General features: G+C 38.3%; 13 protein-coding genes. All 13 read right to left on the bottom strand.

Going from position 1 to position 18,514, the window contains the following annotated elements; all coding sequences use genetic code 11:
• Positions 1–169: 169 nt before the first annotated feature.
• On the bottom strand, positions 170–952 hold the full coding sequence (locus PVV66_RS02905; RefSeq protein ID WP_273718844.1) for an ABC transporter ATP-binding protein: 783 nt from the start codon (positions 950–952) through the stop codon (positions 170–172).
• Complete coding sequence (locus PVV66_RS02910; protein ID WP_273718845.1) at positions 939–1,823, bottom strand: ABC transporter ATP-binding protein; 885 nt, start codon at positions 1,821–1,823, stop codon at positions 939–941. Before PVV66_RS02910 ends, PVV66_RS02905 begins: the two co-directional genes overlap by 14 nt.
• Positions 1,816–2,745: an ABC transporter permease gene (locus tag PVV66_RS02915; protein ID WP_273718846.1), complete on the bottom strand. Its 930-nt coding sequence runs from the start codon at positions 2,743–2,745 to the stop codon at positions 1,816–1,818. The genes PVV66_RS02910 and PVV66_RS02915 overlap by 8 nt, the downstream gene beginning before the upstream one ends.
• 2 nt (positions 2,746–2,747) lie before the next feature.
• Entirely contained in the window at positions 2,748–3,821 is a 1,074-nt protein-coding gene (locus tag PVV66_RS02920; RefSeq protein WP_273718847.1) for an ABC transporter permease, read from the bottom strand.
• A 113-nt stretch (positions 3,822–3,934) separates the two neighbouring features.
• Positions 3,935–5,536, bottom strand: a complete 1,602-nt coding sequence (locus PVV66_RS02925; RefSeq protein ID WP_273718848.1) for an ABC transporter substrate-binding protein — start codon at positions 5,534–5,536, stop codon at positions 3,935–3,937.
• Between the two features lie 382 nt (positions 5,537–5,918).
• Positions 5,919–7,544: an ABC transporter substrate-binding protein gene (locus tag PVV66_RS02930; RefSeq protein ID WP_273718849.1), complete on the bottom strand. Its 1,626-nt coding sequence runs from the start codon at positions 7,542–7,544 to the stop codon at positions 5,919–5,921.
• A 714-nt stretch (positions 7,545–8,258) separates the two neighbouring features.
• Positions 8,259–8,384, bottom strand: coding sequence for a hypothetical protein (locus PVV66_RS02935; protein ID WP_273718850.1), 126 nt, complete (start codon positions 8,382–8,384; stop codon positions 8,259–8,261).
• Positions 8,385–8,935: 551 nt separating this feature from the next.
• Positions 8,936–9,562 (bottom strand): DNA-3-methyladenine glycosylase I, encoded by a 627-nt coding sequence (locus tag PVV66_RS02940; RefSeq protein WP_273718851.1) that lies wholly within the window; start codon positions 9,560–9,562, stop codon positions 8,936–8,938.
• Positions 9,540–10,970, bottom strand: a complete 1,431-nt coding sequence (xseA, locus tag PVV66_RS02945; RefSeq protein WP_273718852.1) for an exodeoxyribonuclease VII large subunit — start codon at positions 10,968–10,970, stop codon at positions 9,540–9,542. Before xseA ends, PVV66_RS02940 begins: the two co-directional genes overlap by 23 nt.
• A 400-nt stretch (positions 10,971–11,370) precedes the next feature.
• Positions 11,371–13,002: an ABC transporter substrate-binding protein gene (locus PVV66_RS02950; RefSeq protein ID WP_273718853.1), complete on the bottom strand. Its 1,632-nt coding sequence runs from the start codon at positions 13,000–13,002 to the stop codon at positions 11,371–11,373.
• Between the two features lie 311 nt (positions 13,003–13,313).
• Positions 13,314–13,481: a hypothetical protein gene (locus PVV66_RS02955; RefSeq protein ID WP_273718854.1), complete on the bottom strand. Its 168-nt coding sequence runs from the start codon at positions 13,479–13,481 to the stop codon at positions 13,314–13,316.
• Between the two features lie 434 nt (positions 13,482–13,915).
• On the bottom strand, positions 13,916–15,547 hold the full coding sequence (locus tag PVV66_RS02960; protein ID WP_273718855.1) for an ABC transporter substrate-binding protein: 1,632 nt from the start codon (positions 15,545–15,547) through the stop codon (positions 13,916–13,918).
• Positions 15,548–16,445: 898 nt separating this feature from the next.
• Positions 16,446–18,071, bottom strand: coding sequence for an ABC transporter substrate-binding protein (locus PVV66_RS02965; protein ID WP_273718856.1), 1,626 nt, complete (start codon positions 18,069–18,071; stop codon positions 16,446–16,448).
• Positions 18,072–18,514: the final 443 nt, after the last annotated feature.

Here is an 18,514-nt window from a genome sequence, read left to right on the forward strand (position 1 = left end):
TTTCAAAACGGAAGTTCTTATAGGATTTTAAATATTATCGCTCAAACACTACCCAGCAAATTCATGACTAAAAAAAATCCTATTACCCCCTTCCCTTTTAACAAGGCCGTCAAACATTTCTAGACACTTCAAAACACATAAAATTGCATTTTCTCTTCTATAAAATTGATCACGCTCTTTGCTCTCTATGAACGATAGGCTCAATACTCGCTTCAAAAAACTCTTTTGTATAATCGTGTTGCGCGTGGAGATTACGCAATTCATCATTGCTAAGCTCTTCAAGAATAATCCCTTTATGCATAATGCCAACACGTTCACAAATATGTGCAACAACAGCAAGATCATGGGATACCATCAAATAAGTAAGCTTTTTTCTCTCGCGCAACGATTTCAACAAGTTTAAAATTTCAGCTTGTACCGACACATCCAATGCAGATGTTGGTTCATCAAGCAACAAAACTTCTGGCTCGATAATTAAAGCACGTGCAAGAGCAATACGCTGACGCTGCCCTCCGGACAACTCATGAGGATAACGATAAAGAAATGAAGCATCTAAACCAACGGAATCTAAAGCATCCTCCACCCGCTCTCTTTGATTATCCATACCATGGATTTTAAGCGATTCAGAAAGAACCGTATGGACCATTTTTCTTGGATGCAACGAAGCATAAGGATCTTGAAAAACCATTTGAATACAGCGTAAAAAGTCCTTACTTCTTTTTTTTTCGACTTCTTGTCCAGCAAAAAGGAACTTTCCACTATACTCTGGAATACGCCCTACCAATGTATTCAAAATAGTTGATTTTCCGCATCCGGATTCACCAATCAACCCATAAGCTTCACCACGCTTAATATGAAAATTAACATTTTTAACAACCGTTACGGCCTTGTGTCTATGCCCAAAGGTTACAGATAAATTAGAAACATCAATAATATTCTTACAATTTGTCATGAGGAACCTCCTCAACACCATTAACAATCGTAGGATTATACAACCAATCAGGATCACGCTCAGGAACAGCCAAAACATCAACAGGATTATCAAGCCGTGGCAAACTCGCCAGCAAAGCCTTCGTATAAGGATGACAAGCATGAGACAAATCAGAAGCAGGTAACTCTTCTAAAACACGGCCCGCATACATCACCAAAATACGATCACAGAAATCAGCAATCATATTCAAATCATGACTAATGAAAATAAGCCCTGTTCCAGACTTTGTCACAAGTTCATCTAATACGGATAAAACTTGTCGTCTAACTGTAATATCAAGCGCAGATGTTGGTTCATCGGCAATAATTAAATCAGGTTTTGGAATGAGCATCATTGCAATCATCACGCGCTGCCCCATCCCCCCAGATATTTCATGAGGAAAGAGGCGCATGACATGTTCAGGATCACGAATATGAACAGATTCTAACATAGCTATGGTTCGCTCCCGCGCTTCAGCTTTTGAAACACGGTAATGAATACGGTAAGCCTCCATAATCTGTTCCCCAATCCGTATGAGTGGATTAAGTGAATATTTAGGATCCTGTAAAATCATTGAAATACGCTTACCGCGGATTTTTCGCATCTGAGGTTCACTGGCACGCAATAAATCGACATCCTCAAAGCGCATTTTTTTAGCTTTAACAATGGCTGATTTTGGACTCAGCTTTAGTATTGCACGCCCTGTCATCGATTTTCCAGATCCGGATTCACCAACAATGCCAATTTTTTCTTTTCCGACAGAAAAGCTAACACCACGCACAACTTCTGCAACGCCGCGCGTTGTAGGAAAAGAAATACGTAAATCTTCTACTTCTAATAATTTATTACCCATTGCGTGGATCCAATACATCACGAAGACCATCACCTAAAAGGTTGAAAGCAAGACTTGCAAATAATATTGCACAGCCCGGTATTGCCGCCAACCACCAATTTGTCATCATAAATTCCCGACCTGAAGAAAGCATCGCCCCCCATTCAGGACTTGGAAGTTGTGCTCCAAGCCCCAAAAATCCAAGGCCAGCAGCTGTTAAAATAATTCCAGACATATCTAAAGTTAATCGTACAATCACTGAAGGAATACACATGGGCGCAACATGAAACAAAATAATCCGCAAAGGAGAAGCCCCCTGCAAGCGAACCACAGAAACATAATCAGAAGAACGTATTGTCAAAGTCTCAGCGCGTGCTAAACGTGCGATTGGTGGCCATGCTGCAATTGAAATTGCAATAGAAGCATTTTCAATCCCTGGTCCCAATGCGGCTGAAAAGGCAAGAGCTAAAATTAACCCTGGAAAAGCAAGAAAAATATCGACAATGCGCATGAGCACAGTATCAACCCATCCCCCCATATAACCAGATACAGTTCCAACAATAAGCCCTATTGGACCTACAATAATTGTTGTGAGAAAAACAACATAAAGAGTAATACGAGAACCAAAAACAAGACGACTAAAAATGTCACGTCCTAATTCATCTGTCCCAAAATAATGCGCCATAGAGGGGGGCTGCAACCGATGCCCCAGATCATTGCTCAAAAAATCGTGCGTCGCAATCCAAGGAGCAAAAAGTGCGCATATGATAATAATACAAATAATAAACAGACCAAATACAGCTGAAAAGTTATGAAAAAACTTCACCAGTGCATGATAAATTCTTTGTATGTTTGCTTGTATTATGGACCGTGGAACCGGGTCGTTTAACCAAGAACTCAAAGAAGATGATGATTGCGATTTGTGATGATTACTGACTGTCATATTCAACGTGTCCTTGGATCAAAAATGCGATAAAGCAAATCAGAAAATAAATTAATGGCAACAAAGATAAATCCTACAAGTAAAGTACATCCTACAACAGCATTCATATCTCCAGCGAGAAGAGCATTTGTCAAATAATGTCCAAAACCAGGCCAAGCAAAAACTGTCTCCGTCAAAACAGCCCCTTCTAGTAAAAAAGCATAAGAAAGTGCAACAACGGTAATAATCTGAACAGCAGCATTCCGAAAGGCATGCCCCCAAACCGTCCGCGCCCACGATAATCCCTTTACACGTGCAGTAATGATATATTCTTGATTAAGCTGCTCAATCATAAATCCACGGGTCATACGACTAATATAAGCCATAGCACCGAAAGCCAAGATCAAAGCAGGCATAATAATGTGACTAAAGACATTCCCAAAAGCCTCCCATTGTCCTTGGCTCGCAGTATCCCAAAGAAAAAATCCTGTTTTGGGTTCAAAAGAATATTCATAAAGAAAATCAAGTCGCCCTGGACCACCAACCCAGCCAAGCTTGGCATAAAATATTAACAACGCCATGAGCCCAAGCCAAAATGTCGGCGTAGAATAACTCAAGAGTGTAAAAACACGGACAACATAATCAATAAATGAATCGCGATACATTGCTGCAAAAACCCCAAAGGGAATTCCAAGAGTTGTGCCAATAACAATAGCAACCGTTGCAAGCTCTAATGTTGCAGGAAATACGCGCATAATATCAGCTAAAACAGGACGCCCAGACGTTAAAGCATCTCCAAAATCAAATAAAAATACATTATGAAGATACTTCCAATATTGAACAATCAACGGCTTATCAAGACCCAGCTTATAATACATGGCATCATAAGCTTCCTGACTGATATTATCACCAAGAATAGATAGAACAGGATCGAGAGGAAGAAGATGACCAAGAAAAAAAGTAATCGTCACCAACCCAAGCAATGTGATAAAAACTGAAATAAGAAGTTTTAATCCCTTAAACAAAAAATCCCATAAAAATAATTTTTTCTGCTTTTCTGATACAGCTCTTTCAGTCTCTGAAAGTGGCAAAACCATTATAAAAATCCCCTCTGTAGCGATAAAACATAAAGCGAATACCTTTTTTTATAGAATGAAACAACTTCTTATTAAGCATGTTCTACAATCCTTCTCCATAAACATGCTTCTTTTTATTTTTCTGCTTCATTGTAGTAAAGTCTGTAACTATTCCAAACCCATTTTTTGACATCAGGTCCCATACCAACGGTATAATATGTTTGAAATAAATAAACCATAGGACCATGCTCTAGCACATAATGTTGTAAAGTACGATATTGCACAATACGCTTATTAGGGTCTTGCTCAAACAAAGCATCCATCACCATTTTATTAATATTTTCATCATAATATCCAGCACGCCAAGCCAAATACATATTATGCTTTTTCGTAAATGTTGGATCAGGATTAAACACGTGATTCAATGAAGCAGGATGTCCATCAGGATCAGCACTCCCCCACCCCATAAGTGCAGTATCATAATTTCCACCCCGTACACGACTCAACAATTGATTTTGTGCCATTTTTTCAATTGTAAGCTCAACACCAATTTTGCGTGCATTCGCTTGAATAGACTGCGCAACAGATGACATATAACTAAGACTTCCGACGAGAAGATTAGCTTTAAAACCGTTAGGATAACCAGCTTCAGTAATTAACTGTTTTGCTTTTTCCAAATCCAATTTAAAGGGCAATCCTTCTTTTTCATCCAAAGCACCTGGAACACCTAAAGACATATAAGTTGCCCGTGGAATAGCAATCCCCTTTAAAACAGTTTTTCCAAGACCTTCATAATCAACCAAATAACGAAGTGCCAATCTGACCTTTTCGTTCGCAAAAATTGCATTCTTATTGTTTAACGATAGATAAATAATCTGCGGACGCAAAACACGACTAATTTTGACTGAGCCACCTTTTTCTTCAAGATCTAAAATATCCTCTGAAGAAAGATCTCGCGCTATATCCACATCACCTTTTTCCAAAAGAAGTCTTTGACTTGATGAATCCGCTACATGCCGCACAACAATCTGCTTAATTTTAGGCACTTTCCCCCAATAATGCTGTGTAGCCTCTAACACAACTTTATCCCCAGGGGACCAGCTTACTAATTTATAAGGTCCAACACAAGCCGAATGTGTCGCTAAATATTTATTTCCCATATCGCCGTTAATACTCTGCGCTTCAATTGTTTTCCGATCAAGCAGAGCAGAAGCATAAGATTGTCCAATAACAGTCAGTATGAGCTGAATAGGATAGGGTTTATCTAATTTTAATTGTAAAGTCTTATCATTAAGAGCCTGAATATTTGTTTCAACATTATCTTTGGTAAACCCATAGTCCATTAAAGACTGAGCATAACTCAAACCTAATTTAATAATCCGTCGCATCGACCACACGAGATCTTGCGCCGTTGCTGTTCTTCCATCATCAAACTTTAAATCATCACGAAGATGAAAAACTATTCTTTTGCCATTATCTAAAACGTCCCAAGATTTTGCCATAGCCGGACGAATTTTTGTAGGATCATGCTCATCATATTGCACGAGCGCACTGCAAATATTCGTCAATAACTCACTTGTCACAACCTCAACGGTTTGCGCTGGATCAAAACCACTCATTGAATCAATATTCCATGCCATCACCAATATATCTTTAGATGAGGCACTCAATGCTGATACGATAGTCCCGTTTAAAAACCCCATTGTGCTTAATAAAATACAAATTCTTTTCAACATTCTTTTTTCCCCATTTTATCTCTTTCTTTTGTATTCTTGTATTTTTTTACGCAAAGTGATTGTGATTTTGCTCTTTCATCTTTTAATCAGCATGCTATCAAACATCAACTTCATTTAATCAAACTAAGCATCTATAAAATAATTCTCTCATATATCAATCTATATTCGGGATGAAGAGGATCTATAAACATAAACAAAAACTCTCCCCAATATAACTTTCCATATTCATCCCTCCTTATAAAATGACCTCAATCAGATACGGCACAATCCCCCACAATTTCATCCTTCTTTAAAAAACTGAAGGGCTTCTATGGGGGAGAATATTTTCATCATGCAATGATGATCAAGCTCTTTTTATCTTTGACGATACGAAAAGACGCGCTTATTTTTCAATTGCACTATAAAAAATACGTGGCGCACTATTCCAAACCCACTTTTTGACATCAGGTGTCATCGCGATAACATTATATTTCTGAAAGATAAACGCATAAGGTCCCTTTTGCATCAATTCACGTTGTAAATCAGCATAGAGTTGTGCCCGTTTTTGTGAATCTTTTTGAAACAACGCCTCTTCAACCTTTTGATTCATCTTGGCATCAAAATACCCATGCTGCCAACTAGGATAGGCTGTATTTTTTGCCTCAAACCGATTATCCGGATTATAAACAAGACGTGAAGCCATGGTATGAGGATCCGTAGACCCGCTATTCCATCCGATAAAAGTCGTATCAAAAGCTCGGGCATCCACCTTTGAAAACAACTGTGTACCTGCCACACGTTCAATTTTAAGACGCACCCCGGCCTGTGCGGCGCTATCTTGAAGGGACTGAGCAAGAGCTAAAGTATAAGGGGTATTTGAAACAAGAAAATTTGCCTCAAATCCATTCGGATAACCAGCCTCTGCTAAAAGCTGCTTAGCTTTTTGAATATCAAGCTTAAAGGGTTGCCCTTCTTTTTCATCTAAAGCTCCAAAGTTGCCAAGAGGAATAAAACTTGCCCGTGAAATACCAACACCTTTGAGAAGTTTCTTGCCAAAACCTTCATAGTCTATGAGATAGCGCATCGCCAAGCGTACTTTCTCCTTAGCCAAAATGGGATTTGTCATGTTAAATCCCCAATACATCATGCTTGGCACCAACACTTTTTCAACTTTAACATCTGTTGTTTTTTGTAGATCTGCAAGATCTTCAGGAGTTAAATTACGAGCAACATCAATATCGTGCTTTTGTAACAACAAACGTTGTGTTCCAGGCTCTGCAACATGGCGAATGAGAATCTGCTTCAGTTTCGGAGCTTCTCCCCAATAATGGGCGCTTGCACGCAACAAAAGAGCTTCTCCAGGACGCCAACTTTTTAACTGATAAGGACCAACACAAGCAGCATGCGTTTTTAAATACTGATTTCCCAGATCGCCATCTTTTTCATGCTTCATAATTGTCTTACGATCAAGCAAAGCAGTTACATGATTTGCAATAATATTATTAAGAATAAGCTCTGCTGGATAAGGCTTATCAAATTTCATCACTACTGTTTTTTCATCAACGGCTTGCAAAGCATCATCAACATTTTGCTCTGTAATTCCATATTCATTAAAAGTTGCTGCATCGGCCATTTTTAATTTGACAACCCGCTTCATCCCCCAAACAAGATCATTGGCGTTGGCTGATCTCCCATCATTAAACTTCAAACCATCGCGCAAATGAAAAGTAATCACCGTACTGTGATCATCGCTTGCAACATCCCAATGTGTTGCTAATGCGGGAACTATTTTCGTTGGATCATCTGTCGCTATACTGACCAAATTATCACAAATATTTTCAATAATTTCACTTGCATAAACATCATTGCTTTGGGCAGGATCAAAGGTACTGACAGCATCGAGGTTCCAAGCCATTACAAGGGTATCAGCCGGTGTTTTCGCTGGGGCCTGTTGTACAACCATTCCCAATGCTATAAGAGCAGAAACAAGGAAGCTACTTCTTTGCAATATTTTTTTCTTCAAGTTCATAAACTTTCCCCTTTATTTTTTATCAATTAATGACACTGAAATGACATGAAAAATCTATAATCATAAAGGGCAAATTTATAATTATAAAGATTGAACAAATACGTTCTTATCACCTATACAGAGTCATCTACTTTTTAATTCCATTCATTTTATCAATCCATTGACTGATCATCTCAATCAAACCATAGCGAACATGGAATATGTGTTTTGCTGACCAATATGACATTCTTTTCATGACATCCCTTTGCATACGACAATAAATGAGCCCCCAAATTAATCATCAAAAGGACAAACCTTACATATTAACAAAGATAAAGGAACAATGAGAAGAACTATTCCTTCCAAACTTTATCTTCTGAGAGATAAAGCTTGTAATAAAAGAATACACACTAAAATGCTCTTTCTCATTTATCAAAACAAAATTCATGACACAATTTCCCCCAAAGACATAACGAATATAAATCCTTCTAAACTTTAGTGTACATCATTGCTTTGCAGCTATAAAAATAAAATAGCAAACAACATGCTGTAACAAAATGTTTAGCTCCAAAGAGCAACATACAGAGATTTAAAGAAGCAATGTAGTGAATACCCATCTGTCTGAGCTTAAGTATCCTCCCCAAAACTGGAGTTCACACGCAGCAAAACCCCTCTCTAATGGAAGAAAGTTATCAGATAATAAAACCTAACACAAGCAGCTTGAATTATTTAACGTCAATTTTTCATCGCTGTACTTTGTTTTGTATTGCCTAGACAAGTCTTGAACAATCGACCACCACACAAATAAACCAACGATCGTACAACAGAAGCAAAATATAACAATGCAACAACAGCGCCCATCTAAAAACCTCTTTGCATTCATCAATAAACATGAATAAAATATTCATTCTTTAATTATGACATTCATGTCATTAATGGAAATAAAAATACCTCCTCTAAAACATTTCAAATGCCAAGCGTTGTCACAATATTTTAGAGCGGGCAAAGTGTATGTGATAGAACCGACTCATTCCTTCATAAACGTAAGACGTTGATGCTCAATAGTTTCCATCGTTATACCATTCACGAACATCAATACAAAATAAGCTTAAGAGCATTAAGAAATGTTTTTTTAAAGAAAGCGCGTGAATTGCCAACCTCATTCTGTTTTACACACAAGATATCACCATTATCTAACGCCAGATACATGATAGTAAGGAATTACTCTTTTTTGCATTTTTTTTATTCTCAAAAGTATATTTTTGTTATTTTAATGGCCAACAACAATAAAAAATCATCACTATTGTATCATTTGTATGTTTCAATTATTTTATACAACAGAGTTGTATAACCTGCACATTTATTATGATGCTCCTATTAATCATTGCCCTTATGACAGAAATTTTACCAATTTATCGACAAAAACAGCCTTCAAGATGATCATTGACAATCCCTACGGACTGCATAAAAGCATAACAAATTGTGGGACCAACAAACGTCCAGCCGCGCTTCTTTAAATCTTGAGAAAGACGAAGAGAAGCTGGAGTTATAGGATTTGCCAATAATGTTTGAAAATCTATCTTTTCATAACGCTCCGATTGTGGTGGCTGAAAAGACCAAAAATAGTGGGACAAGCTCCCCCACTCTGTTATAATTCTCTGTGCTCTCAGTGCATTATTAAGCACTGATCGAATTTTCGCTTGATGGCGAACTATATTTTTGTTCTGCATCAACATTTGCACCTTCAGCTCATCATAATGAGCAATCTTTTCAAAGTCAAAATCATCAAATGCAACGCGAAAAGAAGAACGTTTTTTTAAAATTGTAAACCAAGAAAGCCCTGCTTGGAAACCTTCAAGACAAATTTTTTCAAACAAAGGGATATCCTCAAAAACAGGTTTTCCCCATTCGTTATCATGATAAGCACAATAAAGTGGATCGGTTCCTGCCCATGCGCAACGAACTTTTCCATCCCCCCCCTTAAGAAGACCCTCAGCAAGCATAATCTTCACCGTATTAAAAGAGAGTTCCTTGATCATCGCTTGGCGACTTTATCTTCTTGGGTTTTGAACGTGTCGCAGAAATAGGTTCTTGTGTTGCAACACGGATATCGCCATCAAAAAAGCGTAAATTTATTTGTCCACTTTCAGGAAACTGCGCCAACCGTTTAATAGGTTTATGATCTTGCCCCAAAGCCAAAACAAAACCGCGCTCTAAAATATTCTGATAAGAAGTGCTTTTTAAAAGCCTACATGCCAACTCTAATGCCGCGCGCTGTTTTTCTACACTGCGCATAAAAGCACGATGAAGGCGTGCCGTATATTCCTTTGTATGGCGTTGTGCTTTTTCACTCTTTAACAAACGGGGCGAAAGACGCAGATGAAGAGCATGAAAAGAAAAACGTTTTTTATCATAACTCACACAAAGAGCGCGCTGTAATCGACTGGAAATTTCATCAAAGCCACGCCTTGGTAGAGCGAAAAGTTGGTCGACAGTGGGAAGACCGCGTCTGGCTGCACGCAACTTTTGTTGATGAAAATCAAAAGAACGCGCAAGCCCTTTACGCAAACGTGCCCCAAGTGACGCGACACATACTTCAAGATCAAGCTTGACGGGAACAGCCTTTTCTGCGGCTCCTGTAGGGGTTGGAGCACGCCAATCAGCGACATAATCAATCAAAGTCCAGTCTGTTTCATGCCCGACAGCAGAAATAACAGGCAACTCAGAAGCATAAACAGCACGAACAACAGCTTCGTCATTAAACCCCCACAAATCTTCTAAACTTCCCCCTCCCCGTGCAACAATAAGGAGATCAGGCTTTGGAATGAGCCCTCCTGGAGCAAGAGCATTAAAGCCTTCAACAGCAGCAGCCACTTCGCTCCCGCTTGTTTCTCCCTGAACACGGACAGGCCAAACCAAAACATGCAACGGAAAACGATCAGATATACGATGAATAATATCGCGAATAACAGCCCCCGTTGGGGATGTTACAACACCTATAATTCGAGGCATATAAGGCAAAGGTTTTTTCTTTGCTTCATCAAATAAGCCTTCTTCTGCAAACTTTCTCTTACGATTTTCAAGAAGTGTCATCAAAGCACCAACCCCCGTTGGCTCAAGAGCCTCAATGACAATTTGATATTTCGATGACCCTGGATAAGTCGTAAGTTTACCAACAGCGACCACTTCCATCCCTTCTTCAGGAGGAAATTTGAGCTTTTCCATCACGCCACGCCAAATAACAGCTTCCAACCGTGCCTTATCATCTTTTAAAGCAAAATAAGCATGTCCCGAAGCATGAGCACCACGGTAACCTGAGATCTCCCCACGCACCCGTACATAACCAAACTTTTCCTCAACAACACGCTTTAAAGCTCCTGCTATTTCGGAAACAGTAAATTCTGCTACATTCGTTGCACTTGCTTTTTCACCAAACAAACTTTCCATTTTTCAATTCTTTATGCCCGTTTCTGTGAATCTTTTTGGAACAACGCAATCTTTAAACTTTTGATTTATACTTCATCAAAAGTCCCATAACACCAACGAGAACAGCTTATATTTTTAATTTCAAACCGATCATCAAGATTAAAAAACTTGAAGCTGTTTGTATAGGGATCTACAGAGTCATTATTCCACCCACAAAATTGTATCAAGAGAAGTTAAAATATTCAATCTTAACATCCACACAAACACATCTTTCATGAGAATTCCTAAAATAAAATTCTCTACACAACATAGCAATCCATTACCGATAGAATTCAACGTATTGCAAAGCGTTGAAAAACTTTGCAATACATCAAATATATCATGATCATGTTTTTTTATATTTTATAAACTTGATACCCTCTTATTTTTCAATTGCAGCATAAAAAATACGTGGAGCACTATTCCAAACCCATTTTTTGACATCAGATGTCATCGCTATAGTGTGATACGTCTGATAAATAAAAGCATAAGGTCCTTTTTGCATAAATTCACGCTGTAAATCAGCATACATTTGCGCACGTTTTTTGGGATCTTTTTCAAACAACGCATCCTGAACCTTTTGATTCATAGTTTCATCAAAATACCCATGACACCAACTCGCATAGCCTGTATTTTTTTTCTCAAACCGATTATCAGGATTGTAAATAAGGCGTGAAGCCATTGTATGGGGATCAGCAGAGTCATTATTCCATCCGAAAAAAATCGTATCAAAGGCGCGTGCAGACAGTTTTGAAAACAACTGCGTACCTACAAAACGTTCAATTTTAAAACGCACCCCAATCTTTTTTGCATTATCTTGGAGAGACTGAGCGATAGGCAAAGCAAAAGGATAAGGAGATGCTCCTGCAAAAATCCTAGCCTCAAAACCGTCCGGATAACCGGCTTCCGTTAAAAGCTGTTTTGCTTTTTGAAGATCAAGTTTAAAAGGTTGTCCTTCTTTTTCATCCAACGCTCCAAGATTACCAATAGGAATAAAGCTTGCCCGTGGAACACCAACATCTTTAAGAAGAGTCTTACCGAGTCCTTCATAGTCGATAAGATAGCGCATCGCTAAACGCACTTTTTCATTGGCAAAAATTGAATTTGTCACATTGAACCCCCATATGATTACGGATGGCTCTAACACTCTTTCAACTTTAATATCCGCTGTTGCTTGGAGATCAGCCAAATCCTCTGGCATCAAATTACGTGCAACATCGATATCGTGTTTTTGTAACAATAAACGTTGTGTTCCAGGCTCCGCAACATGGCGAATGAGAATCTTCTTCAATTTAGGCGCCTCCCCCCAATAATTGGAGCTTGCATGCAACAAAATCCCTTCTCCAGGACGCCAGCTACTTATCTGATAAGGACCAACACAAGCAGAATGGCTCGCCAAATACCGGTTTCCCATATCACCATTTTTTTCCTGTTGCATGAGTGTCTCACGATCAAGCAAAGCAAGAGTACGAGTAGTGGCAAAATGGCTCAGAATAAGCTCTGCTGGATAAGGTTTATCAAATTTCATCACCACCGTTTTCTCATCCGGGGACTGAAAAGCCTCATCAATATTTTGCTCTGTAATTCCATATTCATTAAATGTCGCAGCAGAAGCCATCTTTAATTTAACAATCCGCTTCATGCTCCAAATAAGATCATTGGCATTCGCAGGACGACCATCGTTGAACTTCAAGCCATCGCGCAAATGAAAAGTAATCACCGTATGCTGATCATCACTTAAAACATCCCAACTCTTTGCTAAAGAGGGAACAAGTTTAGCAGCATTATCTTTAGCTGGCTCGACTAAATTATCACAAACATTGACAAGAACTTCATTACCATAACGATCATTGATTTGCGCAGGATCAAATGTACTTATTGAATCAAGATTCCAAGCCATCACAAGCGTATCGGCAGGTGTTTTCGCTGAAACTTGTTGCACAAACATCCCCAGTGCAATAACAGCAAAAACAAGAGAGCTGCTACTTTTCAATATTTTTCCTTTCAAGTTCATAGACTTTTCCTTTTAAAATTTATTGTATAAGTTCCCATGCAATAATAACGTGCAAAAAATAATAAGATCAGACTTAGAAAATATACCTCCTCGAAATAAAATAAAAAAAACCTCAACAGCCACAGCTACTTACAAACAACTCGGTCTCTCTAAGCAGGTATAAGCGAAACCAAAATATGCAACAGAAAACGATCTGAATATAAAACGAAGATATCAAGTATAACAGTACCTGTTGGCGATATCACAGCGCTTACAATTCGGAACAATATCAGGCAAAACTTCCTTTTGCTTCATCAAACAGACCTTCTTCTTCAAATTTCTTTTTTCGATTTTCTAAAAAGCATCGCTAAAACACCAACTCCGGTTGCTTCAAGAACCTCAATAAAAATTTGATATTTTGATGATCCTAGAGAAATTGTAATTTGCCGAAATTGATCATTTTCACCCCTTATCCAAGAGGATAATTTAAATTTTTGCATCACTCCCCATAACAATAAAACCCTCCAATTGCGTCGTATCATCTTTCAAAGAAAAAGGAAACATAGGCACCATAAAAACCTGATATTCCTCATTCCCCTAAAACAAAACTTTTCTTGCACATTGCAAAGTCTTTGCTCCTTTAACAAGGCTAAATGGCACGACATTTGTTATACGATTTTTTTCAGCAAATAAATTGACCACTTTTCAATTCACGGAAGTTGAAATATTCAGTCTAAAACATTCAGCAAACACATCTTTAATGAGAATGAAAGATCCTTTTTGAAATAGGAATCTTGAAAAGACATTCAGAAATATATCCCGAGCTTACTATCCACAATCTTCGACGTCTTGCAAAGCTCTAAAAAAACCTATGCAAAACGCCGAAGATATCATGATGATACTCTTTATTTATTTAACAGCATTGAAGACACACTTATTTTTCAATGGCAGCATAAAAAATACGTGGTGCACCATTCCAAACCCATTTTTTGACATCAGGTGTCATCGCGACAATATTATAGACCTGATAGATAAAAGCATAAGGTCCTTTTTGCATAAAATCATGCTGTAAATCAGCATACAGTTGCGCGCGTTTCTGTGGATCTTTTTCAAATAACGCTTCTCTCACCTTCTTATTCATATCTTCATCCAAATAGCCATGGCACCAACTAGGATAACCTGTTTTTTTAGCCTCAAACCGATTATCCGGATTTAAAATAAGACGTGAAGCCATCGTATGCGGATCCGCAGAAGAATTATTCCATCCTATAAAAATTGTATCAAAGCTACGTGCATAAAGTTTTGAAAACAACTGTGTACCGATAAAATGTTCAATCTTAAAGCGCACTCCCACCTTTTTTGCATTATCCTGTATAGACTGAGCAATAGGTAAAGCAAAAGGATAAGGAGATTTCCCTGCAAAAATATTGGCTTCAAAACCATCTGGATAACCTGCTTCCGTTAAAAGCTGCTTTGCTTTTTGAAGATCAAGTTTAAAGGGTTGCCCTTCTTTTTCATCCAAAGCCCCAAAGTTACCAAGAGGAATAAAGCTTGCCCGTGGAATGCCAACATCTTTAAGAAGAGTCTTTCCCAAAGTGTCATAATCAATAAGATAACGCATTGCCAAACGCACCTTTTCATTGGCAAAAATAGGATTTGTCGTATTGAATCCCCATATAATCATGGATGGCGCCAATATTTTTTCAACCTTAATATCTGTTGTTGCTTGAAGATCTTTTAGATTCTCTGGCGTTAAATTACGTGCCACATCAATATCGTGTTTTTCCAATAATAAACGTTGTGTTCCAGGCTCAGCAATATGACGAATTAAGATCTTCTTCAATTTGGGTGCCTCTCCCCAATAATTGGAACTTGCACGCAACAAAATTCCTTCTCCAGGGCGCCAACTTTCTAACTGATAAGGCCCAACACAAGCAGCGTGACTTGCCAAATAGCGATTTCCCATATCACCATCTTGTTCGTGTTTCATAAGTGTCTCACGATCAAGCAAAGCAACAGTGCGATTAGTGGAAATATTGCTCAGAATAAGCTCTGCTGGATAAGGTTTATCAAATTTCATCACCACTGTTTTCTCATCGGGTGCTTGAAAAGCCTCATCAACATTTTGTTCTGTGATACCATATTCATTAAAAGTTGCCGCATTAGACAGCTTCAATTTAACAACCCGCCTCATCCCCCAAACAAGATCATGAGCACCAGCAGGCCGACCATCATTAAACTTCAAATCATCGCGCAAATGAAAAGTAATCTCTGTGCGTTGGTCATCGCTTAAAACATCCCAACTCTTTGCCAAAGAAGGAACGATGTGAGTTCCATCATTTTTAGCAGAATCAACCAAATTATCACAAACATTGATAACAACTTCAGCGCCATATCGATCATTGAGCTGTGCAGGATCAAATGTACTGATCGCATCGAGATCCCAAGCCATCACAAGGGTATCAGCCGGTGTTTTTGCTGAAACTTGTTGCACAAATATCCCCAGTACCATAAAAGCAGAAACAAAAGAACTGATAATTTTCAATATCTTTTTCTTCAAGTTCATAGATTTTTCCTTTTAACGTCTATTGTATAAATTCCCCATGCAGCAAAACGTGCTTAATAATTAAGTTTAAACGAACTATAGGCTTCTAAAGACCAAGCTTTAAAATCTTCAAAAACAAGCACCTTTTGCCAATCACTCCTCCTGCCCACACTTATAAGCCAAACCAAAACATACAAAGGAAAACACGCTGATAGATAATGAACGCTCACCAACAACAGTGCTTATTCACGATATCATAATGCCTACTATTGAAGACTATAAGACTAAGTTTCCTTTTCTCTCTTGCTGAGCAAACTTGTCTCTTGTTTCTTCTAATATTTTTAATGTCATCAAAGCACTACCCCTCTTGGTTCAAGTACCTTAATAACAAAGAGCCTTCATAAGAATTTGAAACTTTGGTAAAACAGGAAAATTCGTCAATTTGCCAAATGCAACGACTTTTATTCCTTCTTCAAAAGAAAAATTTGAATTTTTTCATCACTCCCCGTAAAATAACACCCTCCAATTAGCATTTCCTTATCCTTCAAAGCAAAAGAAAATACGGATACTATAAAAAACTGATATCCCTCGTGTTCCCACCCATAACAAAACTTTCCTTCAACATTGCAAAGCCTTTTCAGCTTTAGCATTAGTAAATTCAGTGACATTTGTTTTTTAGCAAATAAATTAACCAATTTTCAATTCAGAGAAACTGAGATATTCAATCTTAATATCCACACAAAAGCACCTTTAATGAGAATGAAAAACCTTTCTTAACAGAATGTTTTGAAAAGACACTCAACAACACACACACCCCTCACCCCTAAATTCGACGCATTGTAAAGCTCGAAAACTTATGCAAAACGCCGAATATATTATGGCTATGCTCTTTATCTATTTGACAGCATTGAAGACACACTTATTTTTCAATTTTACTATAAAAAATTTGTGGCGCGCTATTCCAAACCCATTTTTTGACATCAGGTGTCATCGCGATAACAGTATATTTCTGATAGATAAACGCATAAGGCCCTTTTTGCATCAGTTCACGTTGTAAATCAGCATAGATTTTTGCCCGTTTTTGTGAATCTTTTTGAAACAACGCCTCTTCAACCTTTTGATTCATCTTGGCATCAAAATACCCATGCTGCCAACTAGGATAGGCTGTATTTTTTGCCTCAAACCGATTATCCGGATTATAAACAAGACGTGAAGCCATGGTATGAGGATCCGCAGAATCATTATTCCATCCGACAAAAATCGTATCAAAAGCCCGTGCATAAAGTTTGGAAAACAATTGTGTCCCTGCCAAACGCTCAATTTTAAGACGCACCCCCGCCTGTGCAGCACTATCTTGCAGAGATTGGGCCAGTAATAAAGTATAAGGGGCATTTGAAACAAGAAAATTTGCCTCAAATCCATTCGGATAACCAGCCTCTGCTAAAAGCTGCTTGGCTTTTTGAACATCAAACTTAAAGGGCTGCCCTTCTTTTTCATCTAAAGCACCAAGATTACCAACAGGAATAAAACTTGCCCGTGGAATACCAACACCTTTGAGAAGCTTCTTGCCAAGACCTTCATAGTCTATGAGATAGCGCATCGCCAAGCGTACTTTTTCCTTAGCAAAAATGGGATTTGTCATGTTGAATCCCCAGTACATCATAGATGGCTCTAATACTTCTTCAACTTTAACATCTGTTGTTTTTTGTAGATCTGAGAGATCTTCAGGAGTCAAATTACGAGCAACATCAATATCGTGCTTTTGTAACAACAAACGTTGTGTTCCAGGCTCTGCAACATGGCGAATGAGAATCTGCTTCAGTTTTGGTGCTTCTCCCCAATAATGAGAGCTTGCACGCAACAAAAGAGCTTCTCCAGGACGCCAACTTTTTAACTGATAAGGACCAACACAAGCAGCATGCGTTTTCAAATACTGATTTCCCAGATCACCATCTTTTTCATGCTTCATAATTGTCTTACGATCAAGCAAAGCTGTCGCAGGACTTGCAACAATATTATTAAGAATAAGCTCTGCTGGATAAGGCTTATCAAATTTCATCACTACTGTTTTTTCATCAACGGCTTGCAAAGCATCATCAACATTTTGCTCTGTAATTCCATATTCATTAAAAATTGCCGCATTACCCATCTTCAATTTGACAACCCGCTTCATCCCCCAAACAAGGTCATTGGCGTTGGCTGATCTCCCATCATTAAATTTCAAACCATCGCGCAAATGAAAGGTAATGACCGTACTGTGATCATCCCCTGCAACATCCCAATGTGTTGCTAATGCCGGAACCATTTTAGCAGGATTGTCTGTAGCACCACTCACCAAGTTATCACAAACATTGCGAACAATTTCACTTCCATAAACATCGGTAAGTTGCGCAGGATCAAATGTACTGATTGCGTCAATATTCCAAGCCATCACAAGAGTATTAGCCGGTGTTTTTGCTGAAGCCTGTTGTACAACCATTCCCAATGCCATAAGAACAGAAACAAGAGAGCCGCTACTTTTCAATATTTTTCTTTTCAAGTTCATAGACTTTTCCTTTTAACGTTTATTGTATAAATTCCCCACGCAATAAGAACGTGCAAAATAACAAGTTTAGACGAACCATAGGCTCTGAAAGACAAAGGTTTACAACTTTCAAACAACACTCCTTACCAACCACTCCTCCTACCATACTTATAAGCTCCCCCTCCAATATGCACCGAAAAACAATTTAATATACAATAAATGGTATAACCGATAACAAAATCTACTTGTGATATCACAACGTCTACTATTGAAGACTATAAGACAAAGATTATTTCTCTTTTGTCGAGTAAGCTTGCCCCTTTTTTCCTCTAGCGTTTTTTACATTATCAAAGGCCCCCTCTTAGCGCAAACACCTTAATAACCCTTAATAATAAAAAGCCTTAACAACAATTTGAACTTTCAACAAAATTGATCTTTCAACAAAACAAGAACATTCACCCATT

The sequence above is a fragment of the Bartonella sp. AU16XJBT genome, from assembly GCF_028618665.1.
Taxonomy (GTDB): Bacteria; Pseudomonadota; Alphaproteobacteria; order Rhizobiales; family Rhizobiaceae; genus Bartonella.

What these genes read in the sequence shown, in the direction of transcription:
- PVV66_RS02905 (WP_273718844.1), bottom strand. Translation starts at nt 952, where the DNA reads ATGACAAATTGTAAGAATATTATTGATGTTTCTAATTTATCTGTAACC.
- PVV66_RS02910 (WP_273718845.1), bottom strand. Translation starts at nt 1,823, where the DNA reads ATGGGTAATAAATTATTAGAAGTAGAAGATTTACGTATTTCTTTTCCT.
- PVV66_RS02915 (WP_273718846.1), bottom strand. Translation starts at nt 2,745, where the DNA reads ATGACAGTCAGTAATCATCACAAATCGCAATCATCATCTTCTTTGAGT.
- PVV66_RS02920 (WP_273718847.1), bottom strand. Translation starts at nt 3,821, where the DNA reads ATGGTTTTGCCACTTTCAGAGACTGAAAGAGCTGTATCAGAAAAGCAG.
- PVV66_RS02925 (WP_273718848.1), bottom strand. Translation starts at nt 5,536, where the DNA reads ATGTTGAAAAGAATTTGTATTTTATTAAGCACAATGGGGTTTTTAAAC.
- PVV66_RS02930 (WP_273718849.1), bottom strand. Translation starts at nt 7,544, where the DNA reads ATGAACTTGAAGAAAAAAATATTGCAAAGAAGTAGCTTCCTTGTTTCT.
- PVV66_RS02935 (WP_273718850.1), bottom strand. Translation starts at nt 8,384, where the DNA reads ATGGGCGCTGTTGTTGCATTGTTATATTTTGCTTCTGTTGTACGATCG.
- PVV66_RS02940 (WP_273718851.1), bottom strand. Translation starts at nt 9,562, where the DNA reads ATGATCAAGGAACTCTCTTTTAATACGGTGAAGATTATGCTTGCTGAG.
- xseA (WP_273718852.1), bottom strand. Translation starts at nt 10,970, where the DNA reads ATGGAAAGTTTGTTTGGTGAAAAAGCAAGTGCAACGAATGTAGCAGAA.
- PVV66_RS02950 (WP_273718853.1), bottom strand. Translation starts at nt 13,002, where the DNA reads ATGAACTTGAAAGGAAAAATATTGAAAAGTAGCAGCTCTCTTGTTTTT.
- PVV66_RS02955 (WP_273718854.1), bottom strand. Translation starts at nt 13,481, where the DNA reads ATGCAAAAATTTAAATTATCCTCTTGGATAAGGGGTGAAAATGATCAA.
- PVV66_RS02960 (WP_273718855.1), bottom strand. Translation starts at nt 15,547, where the DNA reads ATGAACTTGAAGAAAAAGATATTGAAAATTATCAGTTCTTTTGTTTCT.
- PVV66_RS02965 (WP_273718856.1), bottom strand. Translation starts at nt 18,071, where the DNA reads ATGAACTTGAAAAGAAAAATATTGAAAAGTAGCGGCTCTCTTGTTTCT.